Raw genomic sequence first — 17,221 nt, 5'->3', positions numbered from 1 at the left:
ACCTCACTTATTTTGCCCAGTGGTTAAGAGGACCATGACCATGACCAACTTGAATAGTCTGCTCAATTGTTTTAGTAACATATTCTTTAGCAAGTTGCACAGCTTCAAGTAGCGAGTGCCCTAGCGCTAGCTGAGCAGTAATAGCGGCAGCGAGAGTATCCCCAGTGCCATGTGTACGCTTGGTGTAAGTACGTTCACCACTGAGCCAACAATCACTATTATCTTCAAGCAGAAGATAGTCATGAACTATTTTGCTATTGGAATGGCCACCTTTAATTAAAACATTTTTAACCCCTAAATCACGTAAAACTTGTGCCAGTTTAGGATAGTCTTCCTCATTCTTAGCATGAATTCCGGTTAGAACTTCTGCTTCTGGTAAATTGGGAGTAATTAAATTAGCTAGCGGCAGAAGCTCACTCTTAACAGTTTCAACTGCATCTTCACTTAGAAGGGGTGCCCCACCTTTAGCGACCATTACAGGATCGACCGTAATAGGTCCAAAGTCATATTTTTGTAGGTTAAGTGCTACTTGATGAACATGTGCAGCATCACCGAGCATACCAGTTTTACAAGCTCTAATTTTAAAATCAGAAGCTAAAGAGCTGAATTGTGCATCAATCATATCTAGTGGCATTAAAAATGAGTCTTGTACACCAAGTGTGTTTTGAGCAGTCACTGCCACAACTACAGCAGTACCAAATACATTTTGCATTTGAAATGTTTTAAGATCGGCCATGATTCCAGCACCACCACCTGAATCGGTACCTGCAATAGTTAAAACTTGTGGGAAAGAATTAATTTCTTCTGTCATTAAGAAGCCTCCTAATCAAACTTAGCGACATTTTCAATTTGAGAAATGCTTATTTTAGCTAGATAATCCATGAGATACATACTAAAGGTACCAGGACCAACTTCAGTATGTTCTTGTGCTAATAATTCACCTGTTGCTGAAAAAACAAGAGTTGCTGTTTGAGCAGCTTCAAATGAATCGGGACAAATTGCTGCAAAAGCGGCAACGATACTGGACAGCATATCACCCGATCCTACATGTGCCTGAAATAGTGGAGTGCCATTATAGATGTGAGCTGTTTTTTGCCCATCACTAATGGTGTCTGTTGCACCACTTGCAATAACTACACAGTGAAATTTTTTAGCAGTTTCTTGGGTGATTTGATCGACGTTTTCATCTCCAGTACCTGCATCAATTCCTTTGGCATTCCAATCAAAGCCGCCTAAAGCGGCAATTTCACCAACATTTCCACGAATAATACTGACAGGAAAATTAGCTAATAGATTATTAGCTGTATCTAAGCGATATTCGACTGCCCCTACAGCAACTGGGTCCAAAATGATGGGTTTTTGGTAACGAACAGCTAGCTGCATTAATCTGTTTATTTGTTCAATCTGCAATTTAGTCAAGGTTCCTAAATTAATAGCCAGACTTGAGGCCATTTGGACCATCTCTTCAGCTTCAGCGATTTCTTTACTCATAATTGGTGATGCACCAAGCGCATTTAATCCATTAGCCACATCCTGAACGGTGACAAAATTTGCAGCGTTAAGGACAACTGGGTTGGTTTCACGTAATTTAGTTAAAAGGTCAAGTTTCATTTATGTCTCCTAAAAATGCTTGCCTCGTTTTAAAGCTATGAAAAAAGCTTTGACACGATTTTAGGAGTGTCAAAGCAATTAAAAAGCCTATTTGACACGTTCCTACGCAAGGATTAGCTTACAGGTTCAAAGGGTTCAAAATATAAATTTTATCTCAGCCAAAGGCACCCCTCGTGTTATCGCTTTCAATTATACATGCTTTTAAAAACCAAGACAATAAGTATTTATCTGAATTTGCTGATAAAAAAATACTAGGGTAAACTAAGAGAAATTTAAACACTATATTATTATTTATTAGGTATTAGGGAGAACAAAGATGGTTGAGTTTACGGATCAACTGCATCAATTAGTTAGTGACTTGTGGATTAAAAGTGAAAAGCAGCCATTCATCATCGAATTGCAAAGTGGAGAATTACCACTTGCTAAATTTCGCTTTTATTTGCTCCAGGATCGATACTATTTATCTGAGTTTGCCAAAATTCATCAGTTAATTGCAGAACAAACTACAGATTTAAATATTAAAAACTTTGTGCTGGCAAGCGCAGAGGATCTTCAAGAATCCGAAGTAGAGGTGCGCAAGCAGTTTTTCAAAGAACTTAACATTACAGATGATGAAGTTGATACTACAATAGTTGCGCCAACAGCATATGCGTACGTTAATCATCTCTATCTAACATTACAAAGAGATGGCTTAGAAGCAGCTTTGTGTGCAATTGCACCATGTTATTGGCTTTATCAAGAAATTGGTCATAAAATGGCTAAAGTAGGATCCCCAGTGAAGTATTATCAAGAATGGATTGATACATACGACAGTGACTGGTATGCAGTTAATGTAAAAAAACTGTTAGCATTGATTAACCAGCTCGCAACCAATGTCCCTAAAAAAGAACTTGCTAAAATGAAGGATGCATTTTTAAGAAGCAGCTACTATGAACTAAGATTTTGGCAAATGGCTTATAATCAGGAAGAATGGAAGTAATTGATACTTATCAGTTGTATGATTTTTAATAAGCAAAAATAGCTCCGAAAATAATTCGGAGCTATTTGTTTATGAATGCTTTAGTTAATAAGTTTGAAATTAAAATCAATAATAAATTTTAGCTACACGCTCAACCAAGTTGGTTCCGTACTCAAATCCATTTGCTTCAATTTCTAATGTGTTAGTTTTAGAATTTTGCTTAAATTGGACTTCTTGCTGGTTATCGAGCCAACTTATACGGGTTATTGGGCGCGAAGGGTAATCATTAAAAATAAGTTTGCGATTTTCCTCACCGCCAAGTACAACATTACTGTTACCGATATTGCCTAAATTATCAACAAACAAGTAATCACCTTTGATAAAGTCATCATCATTTGAACATGTTTTATATGTTGGATGTTCAAAATTATTGGTATGATAGATTGCTTCGTGGTTGATGGCCATCCAGGCTCCGACTAGTTCAATCATTGACTGACAGTGAATATTTAGAGAACCATCGAATTCAGGTCCAACATTAATCAATAAATTTGCCCCAACTTTTCTAGTACGGCAAATTTGTTCGATTAAATCGTGAGCGGAAAGGTAGTTAAGGTCATTTTGAGCGTTACCCCAGTGTTTGTTGAGAGTTAGCGATGTTTCAGCGGCTAAATAGCGGTCATTTTGAATATGTGTAATGGACTTAGGATCACCACGTTCAAAGGTTAAAACATCAACATCTCTTCCTTCACTTGTTCCTTGCTTCTCTAAGCCCGTATTGTTAGTAATTATTGCATTAGGCTGTAGTTCCCTTATTTCATCATAAAGTTGCTGTTCTTGCCAATCAGCATTGGGTTTGTCCCAATTTCCGTCAAACCAAAAACCACCAATTTCACCATAGTTAGTACACAAAAGTTTAATTAACTCGCGTAGCTCTGATAAATAACCAGTAAAATCATTATTATATTTATCGTTATTCCAGTCATAGGTAGCATAATAAATAAAAGGAGAAATGTTTTGTCGATGGCATTCATCAGTAAAGATTTTAATTACATCTTTGCTAAAGGGAGTGTGAATGCTATCAAAAGAGTTAATTCCTTTAGTATCAAAGAGATAAAAGCCATCATGATGTTTAGCTGTTAGGACAATGTACTTAAAGCCACTCTTTTTTGCTAGTCTAACTAAATTACGAATATTTTCTTCTGCAGGATTAAATTCATTAAAAGCTGCTTGATATTCTGGGATATTTAAAATGTTTTGTGACCATTCACCCTTAGAGAACTTGGAATAAAGTCCCCAATGAACAAATAAGCCAATACCCATTTTTTCAAAGTTTGCGATTTTATTTTCTATTTTCATTATTTCTACTTTCAACTATTTGTGAATTGTTGAATCAACTAATAGTTTTGTGGGATAAAGTATTAGTTGCTCTGATTCTGTAATTCTTGCTTTAACTTTGCTAATTCTAAGTTAGTTTTGATCAATTCTGTTGCAAAGTCTAAAAAACTTTCAGCGGTAATCATCTGATCCTCAGCATGCATATACAGGGGATCAATTTTGCTATCACCTGTTTTGGCAAAATCTGATAGTGCTTTTAAGTGGCTGTTTTGAGCCTGCTTAAGCTCTTCTTTTGCTGAATCAAGTAATGGTTGTGGGTCTTCATTACCTGAGCGAGAGCGCGACACTGCTTCCATAATTTCAGCTTTTGCTTGACCAGAATGACTGATAATTTCAAAACTAATTTCTTCTAAACCTTCCATAGTTACTCCTTTAGTAATTGTTGAGGTCAATAAATTTAAATTTATCCCATGGCTTAATAAAATCAATGAATTGCAAATCGCTAGGAACAATTTGTGCAACAACATTTTTTAGATGGTCGCTGTTATCCATTTCTTGCTTAACGATATTTAGTTCGCCTTTATACTGATCGAAATCATTGTTACCAATTGTGATCATTCCGGGCTTTAACTGATCTACTGGATTATTAACAGGTAAATCCTGCTTATTATATTTAAGTTTTACAAATGTAGAACGAACGGCATAGCTGTTAATATCTCCACGGTTAAAGTGTAAGTTTTCTAAAACAATTTCTTTTTCAAGAGCAGTTGCAGTTGGAGTAAATTCGACGAAAAATTGTGGAACTTGTGAATCAAGTTTAGCAATTTTTGCTAGTTCATCATCACTAGCGAAGGCGTTACCAATAATCACATCATCAATTAGCTGTGTGTTGATTAAGTACTGTGCTTGCTTTTCAATAGGTAAATTGCGGTGAATTTCTAGCGTAGGCAAGCCTGCATTATATGGATGTGGTCCGATTTCTCCAGCGTTAGAAGATACAAAGGCAGCAGTTCTTATACCCATATCATGGTATTTGCGAGTGGTTTCCAAAAAGTAGTTAGTGTCTAGGCCAGTGTATCGTTGAGGATAAAAATTGTGGCAGCCGATAATTTTTTCTTTGTTTGGACTATAGCTAAAGATATTAGCCAAATTTCCTGTGTCATTACTAATGTTAACTTCAATTGATAAATCTTCAGGGTTATAAGTCATGATTGACTCAGGCATACCATCAAAATTTGAATCTAGACGTACAATATCGGCTCCAAGCTCTTTAAAAAAGGATAAGTCGTTGTAACTAACATTTAAGCTGTCAAATAAGCCTGGGTTAACGTCTAAGCTAACCCACATACCTTTTTCGTGAGCATGAAGCAAAACTTCTTTAAACTTATTTAGAATAGCTTCTTGATCGTCATTAAGCTCTAGTAAACTGGTGAAAAGTCGACTATATCCTAGTTCCGCAGCACGATCGATATAGTTGATACATTCTTTCACGCTACTTTTATTTGGATAAACCGAAATTCCGTACATTATTCTTTTGCTCCTTGCTCTAATTTCAGTTGATTATTATCGAACATCTTGAAGAATGGGTAGTAAATAACTAGAGAAATCAAAATGTTAACAATACATAAAACGATGGCGCGCCAATCAAATCCTGTTGCCATCCAAGCGCCAATTGGTCCAGGCAAAGTCCAAGGTGCAACTGCGGTTGTATAAGCTACAAGATGTAATTTCATTGCTACATAAGTCATAGCTGCCATTGCAGTAGGTGCTAAAACAAACGGAATAGCAAAGTATGGGTTCATAATGATTGGAATACCGAAAATCAGAGGCTCGTTAATGTTGAAAATTGCTGGTACCAAAGTTACAGCACCCATTGTTTTACTAAACTTAGATTTTCCAGCAAAAGCTAGGAGGATTGCGAGTGAAAGGGTAGCACCAGCGCCACCAATCCAAACAAACCATTGGAAAAACTGCTCTGTCATGAAGTGAACTGGAGCTTGACCATGAGCAACTGCAGCAACGTTGGCGTTAAGGTTAGCATACCAGTATGGGTAAAGAATTGGTGTAGCAATAACCATTCCGTGTACGCCAAACAACCAGATGATAGTGATTAAGAACACAGGAATGATTGCTGATAAGAAGTTATCACGGCCAAAGTAGCCAATTGGTGAGAATACCCAGGTTAAAATGGCATTAATATCAAGTTTGAAAATTTCTTTCAAAACAAAAGAAACAACAATAATTAAAATACCAGGAAGTAGGGCACTGAATGATTTACCAACAGCAGCTGGTACACCATCAGGCATTTTGATTACCCAATTGTGTTGAGTAAAAAGTCGAACAACTTCAGTCGAAAAGATTGCACAAAGAATGGCAGTAAAGAGCCCTTGAGCCCCCATATTACCAATTGACATGTAAGTTCCGGGTGCAATACCTGCCTTGGCTTTATCAAGGACAATTGGATTAATTGCTAGGATAAAGAAAGACATTTCGGCCAAAACACTGGTTGAGATTGGGTCAATTTTATAGTACTTGGATAAATGTGATGTAATTGAAAAAACACAGTAAATCGCCATCAAGTTGATGGAATAGTACATTGGCACTGATAGCATTGATGCATATGGTTGAATAAAGTTTTTCCAAGCATCAATTGGTAAGTTCAATAAAATAGTAAAAAACGAGCCAATAATTGATACAGGGATAATTACTGACATACCGTCTCTGATAGCAGTCAAGTATCGATTGTTAGCAACTTGTCCCATTTTTGCAGAAATCGTATCGAAATTCATTATTCGGTCTCCTTTACGATTAACTCATACAATTTGTCCACTTTAGCGGGAGTATACATTGTCATTGGAATCAAAACGAATTTGGCATTCTTTTCTGCTGCTACTTCTTCGAAATCTTTCTTTTTAAAAGACACTTGAGGTGCCAATAAGATTACTTGATAGTCGTTTTCATTCAAATCGTCTTCAACTTTGTCAATACTAGTTTCGTGGACATGCCAGTCTTGTTGATGGCCAGCAGCTTCTTTTGCTAAAGCTGTTGCCAAAATTGATGAACTCATGCCACCGCCACATGCTAATAAGATATTCATTTTTTCCTCCTTAACTTGAATCGATTCAAGTTTTAACAAAATAAAAAATTTAAATCTCATCATTTTTAAAACAATACAGATACTTTAAAAATGAATCATTTCAAATTATAGGTTAATTATAAGCTCATTAATAGTTAAAAGCAAGCGCTTTCTATTTTAAGTGAAGAATATTATTGCAATAGACGGTCTGAAAATCACTGCTATTTGGTTTGGATAAGCGATTAATTAATAGTTTTCCTGCTGTTGTGCCTATTTGATCCACAGGCTGTTCAATTGAACTTATTTCAGGGAAGAAGAGGTCATTAACAAAAAAGTGATCGTATACAAGAAATTCAATTTTAGGATGTAAGTCACTTTCACGATAGGCCTTGATTGCCCCTAGAGACATATAATAATTGATAATAAACAGAGCATCGAGATCTGGATTTTTAGCAATTAGCTCGTTAAAACCATCATAGCCTGATTGAATGGAATAGTCACCGGTCCAAATTGTTGTTTGATCACTTCGAATTTGATGTTCTTTTAAAGCATCTTCATAGCCGCTTTGTCTTTCCCGCGAAATGTAGTTTTTAGCCGATCCGGTGATGATGCCAATTTGGTGATGCCCTTTATTAATTAGGTAGTTAATACCAATTTTTGATGATTCATAGTTATTAACTACAACAACATCTGATTTGAGGTCCCTGATTGGCGCATCGATTGCAACAATTGGAATATGTTCTGCAGCCACTTTTTTCAGCATTTTGGTAGCAAAATCTTGGTGGAAGACAATAATGGCATCAACTGAGTGATCCAATAAAAAGTCCAACTTTTGTTCAAAACGTTTTTTATCATCATGGTAATCGCAAACAATGATGCTGTAGCCAAATTGTTCAACGTAAGCTTCAATTGCTGAAACGATGGACATAGAAAAAAAGTCAGTTAGTTGATTAATTACAATCCCAATTGACATAGTCTTGTTTTTCTTTAAACCACTGGCAATAATATTTTGATGGTAATCCAGTTGTTCCATTGCTTTTTTGATTTTTTCTGCTGTGCTTTTTCTTTGCTGTTTACCGTTTAGGTAATTTGAAACAGAGCCGATAGAGACACCGGCAAGTGTTGCAACGTCTTGTGCTGTTGCCACAACTATCACCTTTTTGCTAAAAATTAATCTAATTATTGTTTTGATTAAAAAGAAATCGTTAAATATTCCCGCTTGAAAACAGAAAAAATTAACGATTACTTTTTCATTATATTTATGCACTAACTCGTTCATCGTGCCAAGATAAAATCATTTTGACAATGGCATTAGCAACATTGAGATTTTTTAAGAGAGGACCGTGTGAATAGGTTCCGATGAAATTGCGGTAGCGTAGTCCTTCAACGTGATCTTGAGGATTATTACCATAACCTTCAATCATTTCGCCCAGGGGATGTAACTTGTCTGAATCGTCAAAATAAGTCTGACCGGAGTGATTTTCAAAGGCTCTAACTTCGCCCCATTCACTCATATAGCGAGTATCGCCAATCATTCGCTTATCTGCTTTAAAAACGGTATGAAACGGTAGAATGTCTAGGCCCTTAATTGTGACACCGGAGTTAGTTTTGTAATAAGTGCCAACAAGCTGATAGCCACCACAAACTCCTAGCATCGGCTTACCGTCATTGATGTATTTAGTTAAAGTTTCCTTGTGTCTTGGCAAGTCCTTAGCAATGACAGTTTGCTCAAAGTCCTGACCACCGCCAAAAAAGACGAAGTCGTAGTCAAAGGCATTAAATTCATCACCTAAAGAGACATTATCAATTTGAGTTGAATAGCCCTGCTTTTTTAACAAGTAGCGAATGATTTTGACATCCCCAGAATCACCGTAGGTATTCATCAAATCTTCGTATAAATATGCAATTTTAATTGTTTTGTTTGCCATAAAAACCACTCCAACTATTACTATCTCGTTAAAGTATATCTTAAAGGAGCAGGAGGGGCAAAAGATAATTACTTCGTATCTTCTTGTGCTGCGAAATGATTAATTGGACCATATTTTGAGCCAACTTCAATTGGATGAGCAATTGCTTCATAAGTAAATTCCTTGGCAATCTTGACGCTATCAAGAATAGAATTGCCTTTAGCCAATTCAGCGGCAATAACGGCGGATAAGGTATCGCCTGTACCGTTAATTCTTTCAGTATTGATGAAAGGCTTGGTGAATTCGTAGAACTTACCATCTTCAGCTAGTAACACGTCAATTACCTCAGACTGGCTAGTATCGTCATGGCGGCCCTTCATTAAAACATTTTTAGCACCCATTGATTGCAGTTTCTTAGCACCTTGACGTACTTCATCTGATGTAGCTAATTCAAGTCCAGTTAACTTTTTCTGTTCATAAAAGTTAGGTGTAATGATATCAGCTAGTGGCATTAAGTCGTCTAAAAAGGCCTGATAAGCATCATCATCTAAGAGGGTATCACCATGTTTGGTCATAATAACGGGATCAAGAACAATTTTACCCATGTCATATTTGCGCAAATTTTCGGCAACACAGCCAATAACTTCTTTGTTGGCCAGCATACCAGTCTTTAATGCATCAATTTTGAAGTCGTCATTTAAGACTTCAAATTGCTTTTGGATAAATGGAATGGGCATAACCTCTTGTGCAAAAATACCAGTAGTATTTCCAGCAACTGCTGCAGTTAGTAATCCCATTCCGTACACTCCACGTGCGTAAAACGAGTGGAGATCGGCAGTCATGCCTGCACTACCATCGCTATCGTTTCCCGCGATGGTTAGAGCAATAATTTCTTTTTTCATTATTATGTATCCTCTTTTTAATCAAAACTTTATGTCCCAAGTATAACGTAAAACAGGTGTAATGTTATAATTATTTCTTGTAAAAAAAGCGGCAAATAGTAGAATTGTAGTAAATCGCTTTCTTCTAGGAAGGAAACACAACACAATATGTTAAAAGAATACATTATGGCAATTGATGAAGGTACAACATCAACTAGAGCAATGATCTTTGATCATGAGGGCCACAAGGTTTCTGCTTCACAAAAGGAATTTTCACAGTATTTTCCGCAACCCGGTTGGGTTGAACATAAGGCCGAAGAAATCTGGCACGCTGTTCAAACTACCATTGCTAATACCATTATAAATTCGGGAATTCGCCCAGAACAAATTAAGGGAATTGGGATTACAAATCAGCGTGAAACGACTGTTATTTGGGATCGAAAAACTGGTAAACCAATTTATAATGCAATTGTTTGGCAGTCAAGACAGACCACAGAATTGGCGGAGAAGCTCAAGGCTGATGGTTATGGTGAAATGATTCATAAGAAAACTGGTTTAATCATTGACCCGTATTTCAGTGCAACTAAGATTCGTTGGATTTTGGATCACGTTGAGGGTGCACAGGAAAAAGCCGAAAAAGGTGATCTTCTATTTGGCACCATTGATAGCTGGTTATTATGGAAGTTAACTGATGGTGAAGCCCACATTACGGATTACACCAATGCATCAAGGACAATGCTTTTTAATATCCACGACTTAAAGTGGGATGATGACATTCTTGAGTTACTCAACATTCCTAAGAAAATGTTGCCAGAAGTTAGATCAAACTCTGAAATTTACGGCTATACTAAGTCTTACCGCTTTTTTGGTGGCGAAGTACCAATTTGTGGTATTGCAGGTGATCAACAAGCAGCACTAGTTGGCCAATTGGCATTTAAGAAAGGCATGGTCAAAAACACTTACGGTACCGGCTCTTTTATCGTTATGAACACTGGTGAAGAACCAACCGAGTCTGATAATAATTTATTAACTACGATTGCGTATGGTTTGGATGGTAAAATTAACTATGCACTTGAAGGCTCGATTTTTGTTTCTGGTAGTGCTATTCAGTGGTTGCGCGACTCGATGAAGATGGTTAAAACGGCTGAAGAGTCTGAAAAAGCCGCTTTAGCATCCAAGTCAGAGGATGAAGTTTATGTTGTTCCAGCCTTTACGGGTCTTGGGGCACCGTACTGGGATTCAGAAGCTCGAGGAGCAGTGTTTGGTGTTACACGTGGAACCAATAAAAATGACTTTATTAAAGCAACGCTGCAATCCTTGGCATATCAGACCCGCGACGTTGTTGACACAATGCAAATTGATTCAGGAATCGAAATCCCAACTTTACGTGTTGACGGTGGCGCTTCAAATAATGACTATCTACTACAATTCCAAGCAGATATTTTAGGAATAAAGATTGAACGTTCTCAGACTTTAGAGACAACTTCGATGGGAGCTGCATTTTTAGCAGGTTTAGCAGTTGGTTATTGGAAAGATGTTGATGAACTAAAAGACATTTTTGTTGTCGGTAAGACGTTTGAAAGTAAAATGGAAGAGTCAAAACGTAAGAAGTTATACCAAGGCTGGAAGAGGGCTGTTAAGGCAACTCAAGTTTTTGCTCACGGTGAATAAGTGCGATAATTAAGTAAAAAGGAGTTGAGCAAATTGGCACATGATCGAATTGTAAAATTAGACGGACCATTAAACTTTAGGGACGTTGGTGGCTATCAAAATAAGGCAGGACAAGCTGTTAAGTGGAACAAAATCTATCGTTCAGATTCCCTTAGTTCTCTATCAAATGAGGATAAAGAGCGCCTTGCAGATTTACATGTGACAATCGACTGTGATTTGCGTTCGCAATACGAAAAGCAGTCTTCTCCTGACAAAGCTTGGCCAAATGTTCACTATGTTGACTTGCCGGTCTATTCTGAAAATCCAGAAGACCGGCCCAACGGACACAAGATGTTTCGCTTACTTCACCATATCCCAGATTTGAGCAATAATTTCATTGGTCGGATTTATCAGCAAACTTTATTAAGCGAGCACAGTCGGAAAATGTTTGCGCGTATTTTTACTGAATTATTGGAATTGCCAGAAGGGGATGCGCTTGTCTACCATTGCAGTGCTGGGAAAGACCGTACGGGAATGGTATCAGCTTTAATCTTGATGGCACTTGATGTTGATGATGATACAATTGCACGGGACTATTTACTGACCAATAAGTTATATGACTTTGCGGTTTCACGTCAGCTACCAAGTAACGATGAAATAGGGCAAATGGTTGCAAAAATGAATGTCACCAAAGGAGAAGGGACAGCCATTAGGGGCATCACGGAAACCATCCGTGGTGGCTGGGGCGATTTCGCAACATTCTTTAAAAAAGAGCTTGGCTTTACAGATGCTGATTTAAGTCAGTTAAAGCAAATGTATTTAGAATAAAGAATATTAATCAAAAAGCTGCTAGCCAATTTACTATAAAAAAGGCTAACAGTTTTTTAGCTTAAAATACTGATACGAAAGAAGAATCTATAATGTCCAACTTAAAAGTTATCCAAGCAGATATTACAACCTTAAAAGTAGATGCCGTCGTAAATGCTGCTAACAAGACGTTGCTAGGCGGGCTAGGAGTTGATGGGGCAATTCACCAAGCAGCAGGTCCTCAGCTACTAGAAGAATGTCGTCAGCTTCATGGCTGTGAAACGGGCCAAGCCAAACTTACTAAAGGATATAATTTGCCTGCTAAATTTGTTATTCACACTGTAGGACCAATATACTCGGGAGCAATCAATGATAATAATCTATTAAGTGATTGTTACATTAACTCACTTGAATTAGCTAAAAAGAATGGGTTGCATAGTATCGCCTTTCCTGCAATATCAACGGGAGCATATGGCTTTCCAATGGAGAAAGCAGCAAAGATTGCTTTTGCTACGGTTAAAAAATGGTTAGAGTCAAATAGCTCTTATGATATTGAAATTATAATGTGTGCATTTGATAAGAAAACACTTGAACTATATCATAATGAATTGATTAAGTAGACTAATTTGAAATAATATAATATATATTCCTGCATTAACATTTTAGTTAATGCTTGAGTATACTAGCTATACAAAGGACAGCCCCCTCGTTACCGTTTAGGACAGATTTTATCTGACACGAGGGGGTCTTTTTCTGCTTTTTTGAGGGAGTGGGAAATGGACAAACAAAGTGGTTCATCTTTTCGTTTAAATAACGCTACCTGCCTTCTAGTAACATATCTTATAAAAAATCCACAAAACACGAACTTTATAAATAAAAATCAATCTTATTGTTCTTGCATAATTCCTAGTTTTATTCTATTCTTATTATTATCACATACGATAATAAGAAAGCAAAAAGTGAGGATCTAATGTCAAGTTTTCAAAAATACTACGCAAAATTAACTGAAATTGCTGATTTTTTACTTCATAATCCAGAACTTGGTTATAAAGAATTTAAAACATCTAGAAAGATTGAAGATGAAATTAACAAAATTAGTCCTGAATTAAAAGCCGAACATTATCTCGATACGGGTTTAAAAGTAACGTTAACTAATGGTAGCCAGAAAACAATGGGAATTATCGCTGAAATAGATTCACTCTATCAGCCTAATCACAAATTAGCGGATGCGAATACCGGTGCCGCTCAAGCTTGTGGCCATTACACACAGGTCACTACTGCACTGGCAATTATGAATGAAATAATTACCAATCACCGACTTAAAGATTTTGGCACTAATTTAGCATTTATCTTCACTCCATCCGAAGAATTTGTTGATCTTGCTTGGAGAAAACAGCAAAAAGAAGCAGGAAAAATAGATTACTTTGGTGGCAAACAAGAAGCTATTAAACTTGGCATTTTTGACGATATCGACTATTGTGTCTCAGTTCATGCGATAGGTGAAGATTTCGATGAACGAACTATCGAAATTAACTGTGATCTTGCAGGCTTTAATTTTGAATATTTCGATTTTTATGGCAAGGCCAGTCATGCGGCTTTCGCCCCAGATGCAGGTATTAATGCTCAAAGCATAGCAACATTATTTAATACTGCTTTAGCCTTGCAGCGCCAGCAAATTAAGGATCCCAATCGTATAAGATTTAATCCCGTAATTGTTGGTGAAAATCATGAATCAATTAACGTAATTCCTGATCACATTAAGATGGGGACAGATTTAAGATTTTTCGACATAGACAATGCTCAAAAACTAATGAATCGGTTTAAGCAGGCAGCAGATGGCTGTGCAGCAGCACTTGGTGGCTCGGTTGAGTCCGAAAGGCAAGTTGGCTACCTACCTTTGATCTCCAGTAAAAGTATGAGCGCTATTGTGAAAGAGGTTTTCTCTACAGATGAAAAAATTCCTGGTTTAATCGAAAATCGGGGCTACACAATGGCTGCAGGTGATATTGGAGATGTTAGTTTCTTAATACCAACCATCCAAATTGGTTATGGTGGTTGGAACGGAACAATTCATGGTGATGATTTTACCCTAGTTGATCCTGAATTTGTTCTAGCAATTTTTCCTGAATTTGTCTTTAACAGTATTCTTAAGATTTCAAATAACTTAGATCAGGTAAAAACTTATAAAAAAACAAAAGAAGAATATCTAACTGAATTAGAAAAGATGGCAAAATAAAATGAAATATTTAAAAGCATATGGTCCGCTAATCATTTTAGTGTTGTTAATAGATACAGTTTCTGAAATGATTAGTACTCAAGTATTTAAAATCGGCAAAATTGAAATTTCTATCTTACCTCTAGTATTTGCGGTAATTATTGCTATTTTAGTTTATTTAATTCCAGCAAAACCTATTAAAAAACTCTACAATGATAAACGGGTGAAATTTGCTGGTAAATACATGATTCTTATCATGTTACCTTTAATGGCACGTTATGGGGCGAATGTGGCTCCTAAAATCAATGAAATTATTTCTGTTGGTTGGGTTTTTCTAGTCCACGAACTAGGAAATTTAGGCACGATTATCTTCGGCTTACCTGTGGCACTATTACTTGGCTTAAGGGAAGAAGCTATAGGTTCAACCTTAGGCTTAGGTCGTGAAGGTGAACTAGCATATATCAGTGAAAAATACACGCTAAATTCGCCTGAAGGTCGAGGCGTACTCGGAATTTATTTAATTGGTACCATTTTTGGTTCAATTATCTTTTCAATCCTTGCTCCACTTCTTCTAGGGATGGGCTTTAACTATAAAGCTGTCGCAATGAGTGCTGGTGTTGGTTCTAGTTCAATGATGACTGCAGCTTCAACGTCGTTAGCAGCTTTGGTACCAAAACATAGTGACACTATTTTGTCTTTTGCCGCGGCCAGTCAGTTGCTAACTAGTTTTATTGGCACTTATATCATGTACTTTCTAGCAGTACCTCTCCAAAGATTCATGTATACACACATTACCAGCCTGCTAGACAGAAAGAAAGAAGTTTATCCAGATCATGACTAAAGAAAACAACTTATATGAATTATTTAAAGATGCTATCATCCTTTTACTCAGCATCAGCTTAGTATTATTTGTTCAGTGGGTTAAATTAATTAGAAATCCCAAAAGCACACCAATTACCACTGACACATTCATTGGTTTGGGGATGTTATGGCTTTTTTCACTATTAGGCATAGTTATCAGTATGCTGATGAAAAAAGTACCTTGGAAAATCATTCAGGGTTTCCCTATTCTAGGCTGGGTTTCAATCGTTTCTCTAATTTTTTGTTTGATTAGTCCCTACTGTGTTCGTGTTATCAATGCTGTAGACTTTCTTTCACTAACAACCTCTGTTCTAGCATTTGCTGGAATATCAGTTACCCACCGTTTGAAAGAACTGACTAAAATATCCTGGAAGATTTTAATTGTAGCAATTTTTGTTTTCTTTGGTATGTACTTTATGGACACCTTAATCTCACAAATTGCCCTTAATCTTAGCTAAAAGTATTTTTTAAAAGTTAAAAGTCGCGCTAACTTTAGCTAATTGTGCAACATGCCACAGCTTTTTAGACCACCTAAATCTAGTGCTACATGATAAAGAGATTCATGTTCAACTATGATTCATTTAAAAGCCAGCTCCTTAAAATCACTTGTATAAGTTAGTGTAGGGCTGATTTAAAATAGCCAGACCATGAACGGTCAATTAGCGCCAACAGGTAATTAATGTTAGCCCTGCTAATCCCGTAGCGCCGACAGAGTTCAGTCGAACCAACGCCATAACTATACCAAAGCTGTTATATTTCAATTTTATCTTGCTTAGATGATAATTTTTGCCATAAAAATAACCCCTAAATTTGGGGGTTATTTCAAATATTAGATTTCAGTTTTTGCTAGATTCCTAAATCTTTTCGTAATTGTAATGCTTCTTCGTCATTGCCTAGTTGAGACAAAGCATCCTTTAAACCTAGAATTGGTTTGCCATCACGATCTGGAGTTGTTTGACCATGGGCCAGGGAGCTGAGGATTGCTTCGTTGACAATATCAACAGTAATTCTGAAGTAACGGTCAATCTTATCATCAGTGATTGCCTGAATGGTACTTAATTCATGCTCAGGGAAATGGCTGACGCGATTCGCGGTCGAAAAAGCAAGGGTGATTTCACCGCTGCCGTTACCGCTGAATGAGCCACTACGTGTAATTCCGATACTAGAGCGTTTTGCAATTCGTTTTAATTGACGTGAATTAAACGGAATGTCAGTAGCAATTATAGTAATGATACTACCTTTCTCTTTGCTATCTTTATTTTCAACAAACTTTTTACCAATTGCATGACCATAAATGTTTAAGTCAGTGTTGAGGCCAAAGTTAGACATGACAAGTGCGCCCATAGTAAAAGTTTTACCGTCGATTTCTACCTGTCTTGAAGCAGAGCCAATACCGCCTTTGAGTTCATAGCAACGCATGCCTGTACCACCACCAACGCCGCCTTCTGCAAAGTCAGTAGTTGCAGCATCAAATGCAGCGGTGACATCATCTTCGGTAACACCTAAATCGCGGATATGGTTAATTGAGCTGTCATTGCATTCCATAATAATTGGATTAACGCTACCAGTCGAAAGACCAATTTCAGGATTCTCGGCAAGCATCCTTTTAACAAGAGCCATTGAAGCAGTCCCAACGCTTAACGTGTTAGTTAAAACGAGTGGTGTTTCAATTGTTCCTAATTCTTCTACTTGTACGAGGCCAGTGCTTTTACCGAAGCCGTTAATGACATGAGCGGCTGCTGGCATTTTTTCCCGAAAGATATTGTCCTGACAAGGTTTAACTACTGTTACGCCTGTTCTAAGACGGTCAGTAATAATGGTTTTATGGCCGACTGTAATGCCAGCAACATCTGTAATTAGATTTTTTGGTCCGGGCTTAGTATCACTAAGCGCAAATAAAAGTGGTTTGTTAAGTCCCAT

The 17,221-nt window shown here is 37.1% G+C and carries 18 protein-coding genes and 1 riboswitch; of the genes, 7 read left to right on the top strand and 11 right to left on the bottom strand.

The annotated features are described in order from the left end of the window. Positions 1 to 7 precede the first annotated feature (7 nt). On the bottom strand, positions 8 to 811 hold the full coding sequence (thiD, locus tag H3T48_RS01695) for a bifunctional hydroxymethylpyrimidine kinase/phosphomethylpyrimidine kinase (protein WP_198188048.1): 804 nt from the start codon (positions 809 to 811) through the stop codon (positions 8 to 10). Between the two features lie 11 nt (positions 812 to 822). Continuing rightward, complete coding sequence (gene thiM, locus H3T48_RS01690; RefSeq protein ID WP_198188047.1) at positions 823 to 1,611, bottom strand: hydroxyethylthiazole kinase; 789 nt, start codon at positions 1,609 to 1,611, stop codon at positions 823 to 825. A gap of 82 nt (positions 1,612 to 1,693) precedes the next feature. After that, a riboswitch (TPP riboswitch) is annotated at positions 1,694 to 1,793 on the bottom strand. 134 nt (positions 1,794 to 1,927) lie between these two features. Between thiM and tenA the strand changes: the two genes are divergently transcribed. After that, on the top strand, positions 1,928 to 2,590 hold the full coding sequence (gene tenA / locus H3T48_RS01685; RefSeq protein WP_198188046.1) for a thiaminase II: 663 nt from the start codon (positions 1,928 to 1,930) through the stop codon (positions 2,588 to 2,590). A 105-nt stretch (positions 2,591 to 2,695) separates the two neighbouring features. Here tenA and H3T48_RS01680 read toward each other — a convergent pair whose 3' ends face one another. The 8 genes from H3T48_RS01680 to thiD (H3T48_RS01645) form a co-directional block, all read right to left on the bottom strand. Then, a complete protein-coding gene (locus H3T48_RS01680) occupies positions 2,696 to 3,925 on the bottom strand; it encodes an alpha-L-fucosidase (RefSeq protein ID WP_198188040.1) in 1,230 nt (409 codons plus the stop codon). A 62-nt stretch (positions 3,926 to 3,987) separates the two neighbouring features. Continuing rightward, positions 3,988 to 4,326, bottom strand: coding sequence for a PTS lactose/cellobiose transporter subunit IIA (locus H3T48_RS01675; protein WP_046307915.1), 339 nt, complete (start codon positions 4,324 to 4,326; stop codon positions 3,988 to 3,990). A gap of 10 nt (positions 4,327 to 4,336) precedes the next feature. Then, positions 4,337 to 5,431, bottom strand: a complete 1,095-nt coding sequence (locus tag H3T48_RS01670) for a DUF871 domain-containing protein (protein ID WP_198188032.1) — start codon at positions 5,429 to 5,431, stop codon at positions 4,337 to 4,339. Beyond that, the gene (locus tag H3T48_RS01665; protein ID WP_074426241.1) at positions 5,431 to 6,693 is read right to left on the bottom strand and encodes a PTS sugar transporter subunit IIC; all 1,263 of its coding nucleotides are present in this window, start codon (positions 6,691 to 6,693) and stop codon (positions 5,431 to 5,433) included. Before H3T48_RS01665 ends, H3T48_RS01670 begins: the two co-directional genes overlap by 1 nt. Continuing rightward, entirely contained in the window at positions 6,693 to 7,001 is a 309-nt protein-coding gene (locus H3T48_RS01660) for a PTS sugar transporter subunit IIB (protein WP_198188030.1), read from the bottom strand. Before H3T48_RS01660 ends, H3T48_RS01665 begins: the two co-directional genes overlap by 1 nt. A gap of 151 nt (positions 7,002 to 7,152) precedes the next feature. Beyond that, the gene (locus tag H3T48_RS01655) at positions 7,153 to 8,127 is read right to left on the bottom strand and encodes a LacI family DNA-binding transcriptional regulator (protein ID WP_198188028.1); all 975 of its coding nucleotides are present in this window, start codon (positions 8,125 to 8,127) and stop codon (positions 7,153 to 7,155) included. 112 nt (positions 8,128 to 8,239) lie between these two features. Continuing rightward, positions 8,240 to 8,908 carry a type 1 glutamine amidotransferase gene (locus tag H3T48_RS01650; RefSeq protein WP_046307904.1) on the bottom strand — a complete coding sequence of 223 codons (669 nt, stop codon included), beginning with the start codon at positions 8,906 to 8,908 and terminating at the stop codon, positions 8,240 to 8,242. A gap of 68 nt (positions 8,909 to 8,976) precedes the next feature. Then, positions 8,977 to 9,789 (bottom strand): bifunctional hydroxymethylpyrimidine kinase/phosphomethylpyrimidine kinase, encoded by an 813-nt coding sequence (gene thiD / locus H3T48_RS01645; protein ID WP_232349835.1) that lies wholly within the window; start codon positions 9,787 to 9,789, stop codon positions 8,977 to 8,979. 147 nt (positions 9,790 to 9,936) lie between these two features. Here thiD (H3T48_RS01645) and glpK point away from each other — a divergent pair, with 147 nt between their 5' ends. The 6 genes from glpK (at position 9,937) to H3T48_RS01615 (ending at position 15,759) form a co-directional block, all read left to right on the top strand. After that, the gene (glpK, locus tag H3T48_RS01640) at positions 9,937 to 11,439 is read left to right on the top strand and encodes a glycerol kinase GlpK (RefSeq protein WP_046307899.1); all 1,503 of its coding nucleotides are present in this window, start codon (positions 9,937 to 9,939) and stop codon (positions 11,437 to 11,439) included. A 33-nt stretch (positions 11,440 to 11,472) separates the two neighbouring features. Next, positions 11,473 to 12,246 (top strand): tyrosine-protein phosphatase, encoded by a 774-nt coding sequence (locus H3T48_RS01635; RefSeq protein ID WP_198188026.1) that lies wholly within the window; start codon positions 11,473 to 11,475, stop codon positions 12,244 to 12,246. Positions 12,247 to 12,338: 92 nt separating this feature from the next. After that, positions 12,339 to 12,845, top strand: a complete 507-nt coding sequence (locus H3T48_RS01630) for an O-acetyl-ADP-ribose deacetylase (RefSeq protein ID WP_198188024.1) — start codon at positions 12,339 to 12,341, stop codon at positions 12,843 to 12,845. A gap of 350 nt (positions 12,846 to 13,195) precedes the next feature. Next, positions 13,196 to 14,461, top strand: coding sequence for a M20/M25/M40 family metallo-hydrolase (locus tag H3T48_RS01625; protein WP_198188022.1), 1,266 nt, complete (start codon positions 13,196 to 13,198; stop codon positions 14,459 to 14,461). 1 nt (position 14,462) lies between these two features. Further along, entirely contained in the window at positions 14,463 to 15,281 is an 819-nt protein-coding gene (locus tag H3T48_RS01620; RefSeq protein WP_122036220.1) for a DUF3100 domain-containing protein, read from the top strand. Then, positions 15,274 to 15,759: a hypothetical protein gene (locus tag H3T48_RS01615; protein WP_187158263.1), complete on the top strand. Its 486-nt coding sequence runs from the start codon at positions 15,274 to 15,276 to the stop codon at positions 15,757 to 15,759. Before H3T48_RS01620 ends, H3T48_RS01615 begins: the two co-directional genes overlap by 8 nt. Before the next feature lie 388 nt (positions 15,760 to 16,147). Here the strand turns inward: H3T48_RS01615 and H3T48_RS01610 are convergent, their stop codons facing one another. Beyond that, the gene (locus H3T48_RS01610; RefSeq protein ID WP_198188020.1) at positions 16,148 to 17,221 is read right to left on the bottom strand and encodes a P1 family peptidase; all 1,074 of its coding nucleotides are present in this window, start codon (positions 17,219 to 17,221) and stop codon (positions 16,148 to 16,150) included.

This window comes from Lactobacillus sp. M0403 (assembly GCF_016101265.1).
In the GTDB taxonomy this organism is placed as follows: Bacteria; Bacillota; Bacilli; order Lactobacillales; family Lactobacillaceae; genus Lactobacillus; species Lactobacillus apis.
This window is presented reverse-complemented; position numbering and strand designations above follow the sequence as displayed.

Coding starts and splice junctions, on each gene's coding strand:
- H3T48_RS01610 (WP_198188020.1), bottom strand. CDS start 17,221: ATGGGACTTAACAAACCACTTTTATTTGCGCTTAGTGATACTAAGCCC.
- H3T48_RS01630 (WP_198188024.1), top strand. CDS start 12,339: ATGTCCAACTTAAAAGTTATCCAAGCAGATATTACAACCTTAAAAGTA.
- thiD (WP_198188048.1), bottom strand. CDS start 811: ATGACAGAAGAAATTAATTCTTTCCCACAAGTTTTAACTATTGCAGGT.
- H3T48_RS01650 (WP_046307904.1), bottom strand. CDS start 8,908: ATGGCAAACAAAACAATTAAAATTGCATATTTATACGAAGATTTGATG.
- H3T48_RS01670 (WP_198188032.1), bottom strand. CDS start 5,431: ATGTACGGAATTTCGGTTTATCCAAATAAAAGTAGCGTGAAAGAATGT.
- H3T48_RS01665 (WP_074426241.1), bottom strand. CDS start 6,693: ATGAATTTCGATACGATTTCTGCAAAAATGGGACAAGTTGCTAACAAT.
- H3T48_RS01620 (WP_122036220.1), top strand. CDS start 14,463: ATGAAATATTTAAAAGCATATGGTCCGCTAATCATTTTAGTGTTGTTA.
- thiM (WP_198188047.1), bottom strand. CDS start 1,611: ATGAAACTTGACCTTTTAACTAAATTACGTGAAACCAACCCAGTTGTC.
- thiD (WP_232349835.1), bottom strand. CDS start 9,789: ATGAAAAAAGAAATTATTGCTCTAACCATCGCGGGAAACGATAGCGAT.
- tenA (WP_198188046.1), top strand. CDS start 1,928: ATGGTTGAGTTTACGGATCAACTGCATCAATTAGTTAGTGACTTGTGG.
- H3T48_RS01680 (WP_198188040.1), bottom strand. CDS start 3,925: ATGAAAATAGAAAATAAAATCGCAAACTTTGAAAAAATGGGTATTGGC.
- H3T48_RS01675 (WP_046307915.1), bottom strand. CDS start 4,326: ATGGAAGGTTTAGAAGAAATTAGTTTTGAAATTATCAGTCATTCTGGT.
- H3T48_RS01615 (WP_187158263.1), top strand. CDS start 15,274: ATGACTAAAGAAAACAACTTATATGAATTATTTAAAGATGCTATCATC.
- H3T48_RS01660 (WP_198188030.1), bottom strand. CDS start 7,001: ATGAATATCTTATTAGCATGTGGCGGTGGCATGAGTTCATCAATTTTG.
- H3T48_RS01625 (WP_198188022.1), top strand. CDS start 13,196: ATGTCAAGTTTTCAAAAATACTACGCAAAATTAACTGAAATTGCTGAT.
- glpK (WP_046307899.1), top strand. CDS start 9,937: ATGTTAAAAGAATACATTATGGCAATTGATGAAGGTACAACATCAACT.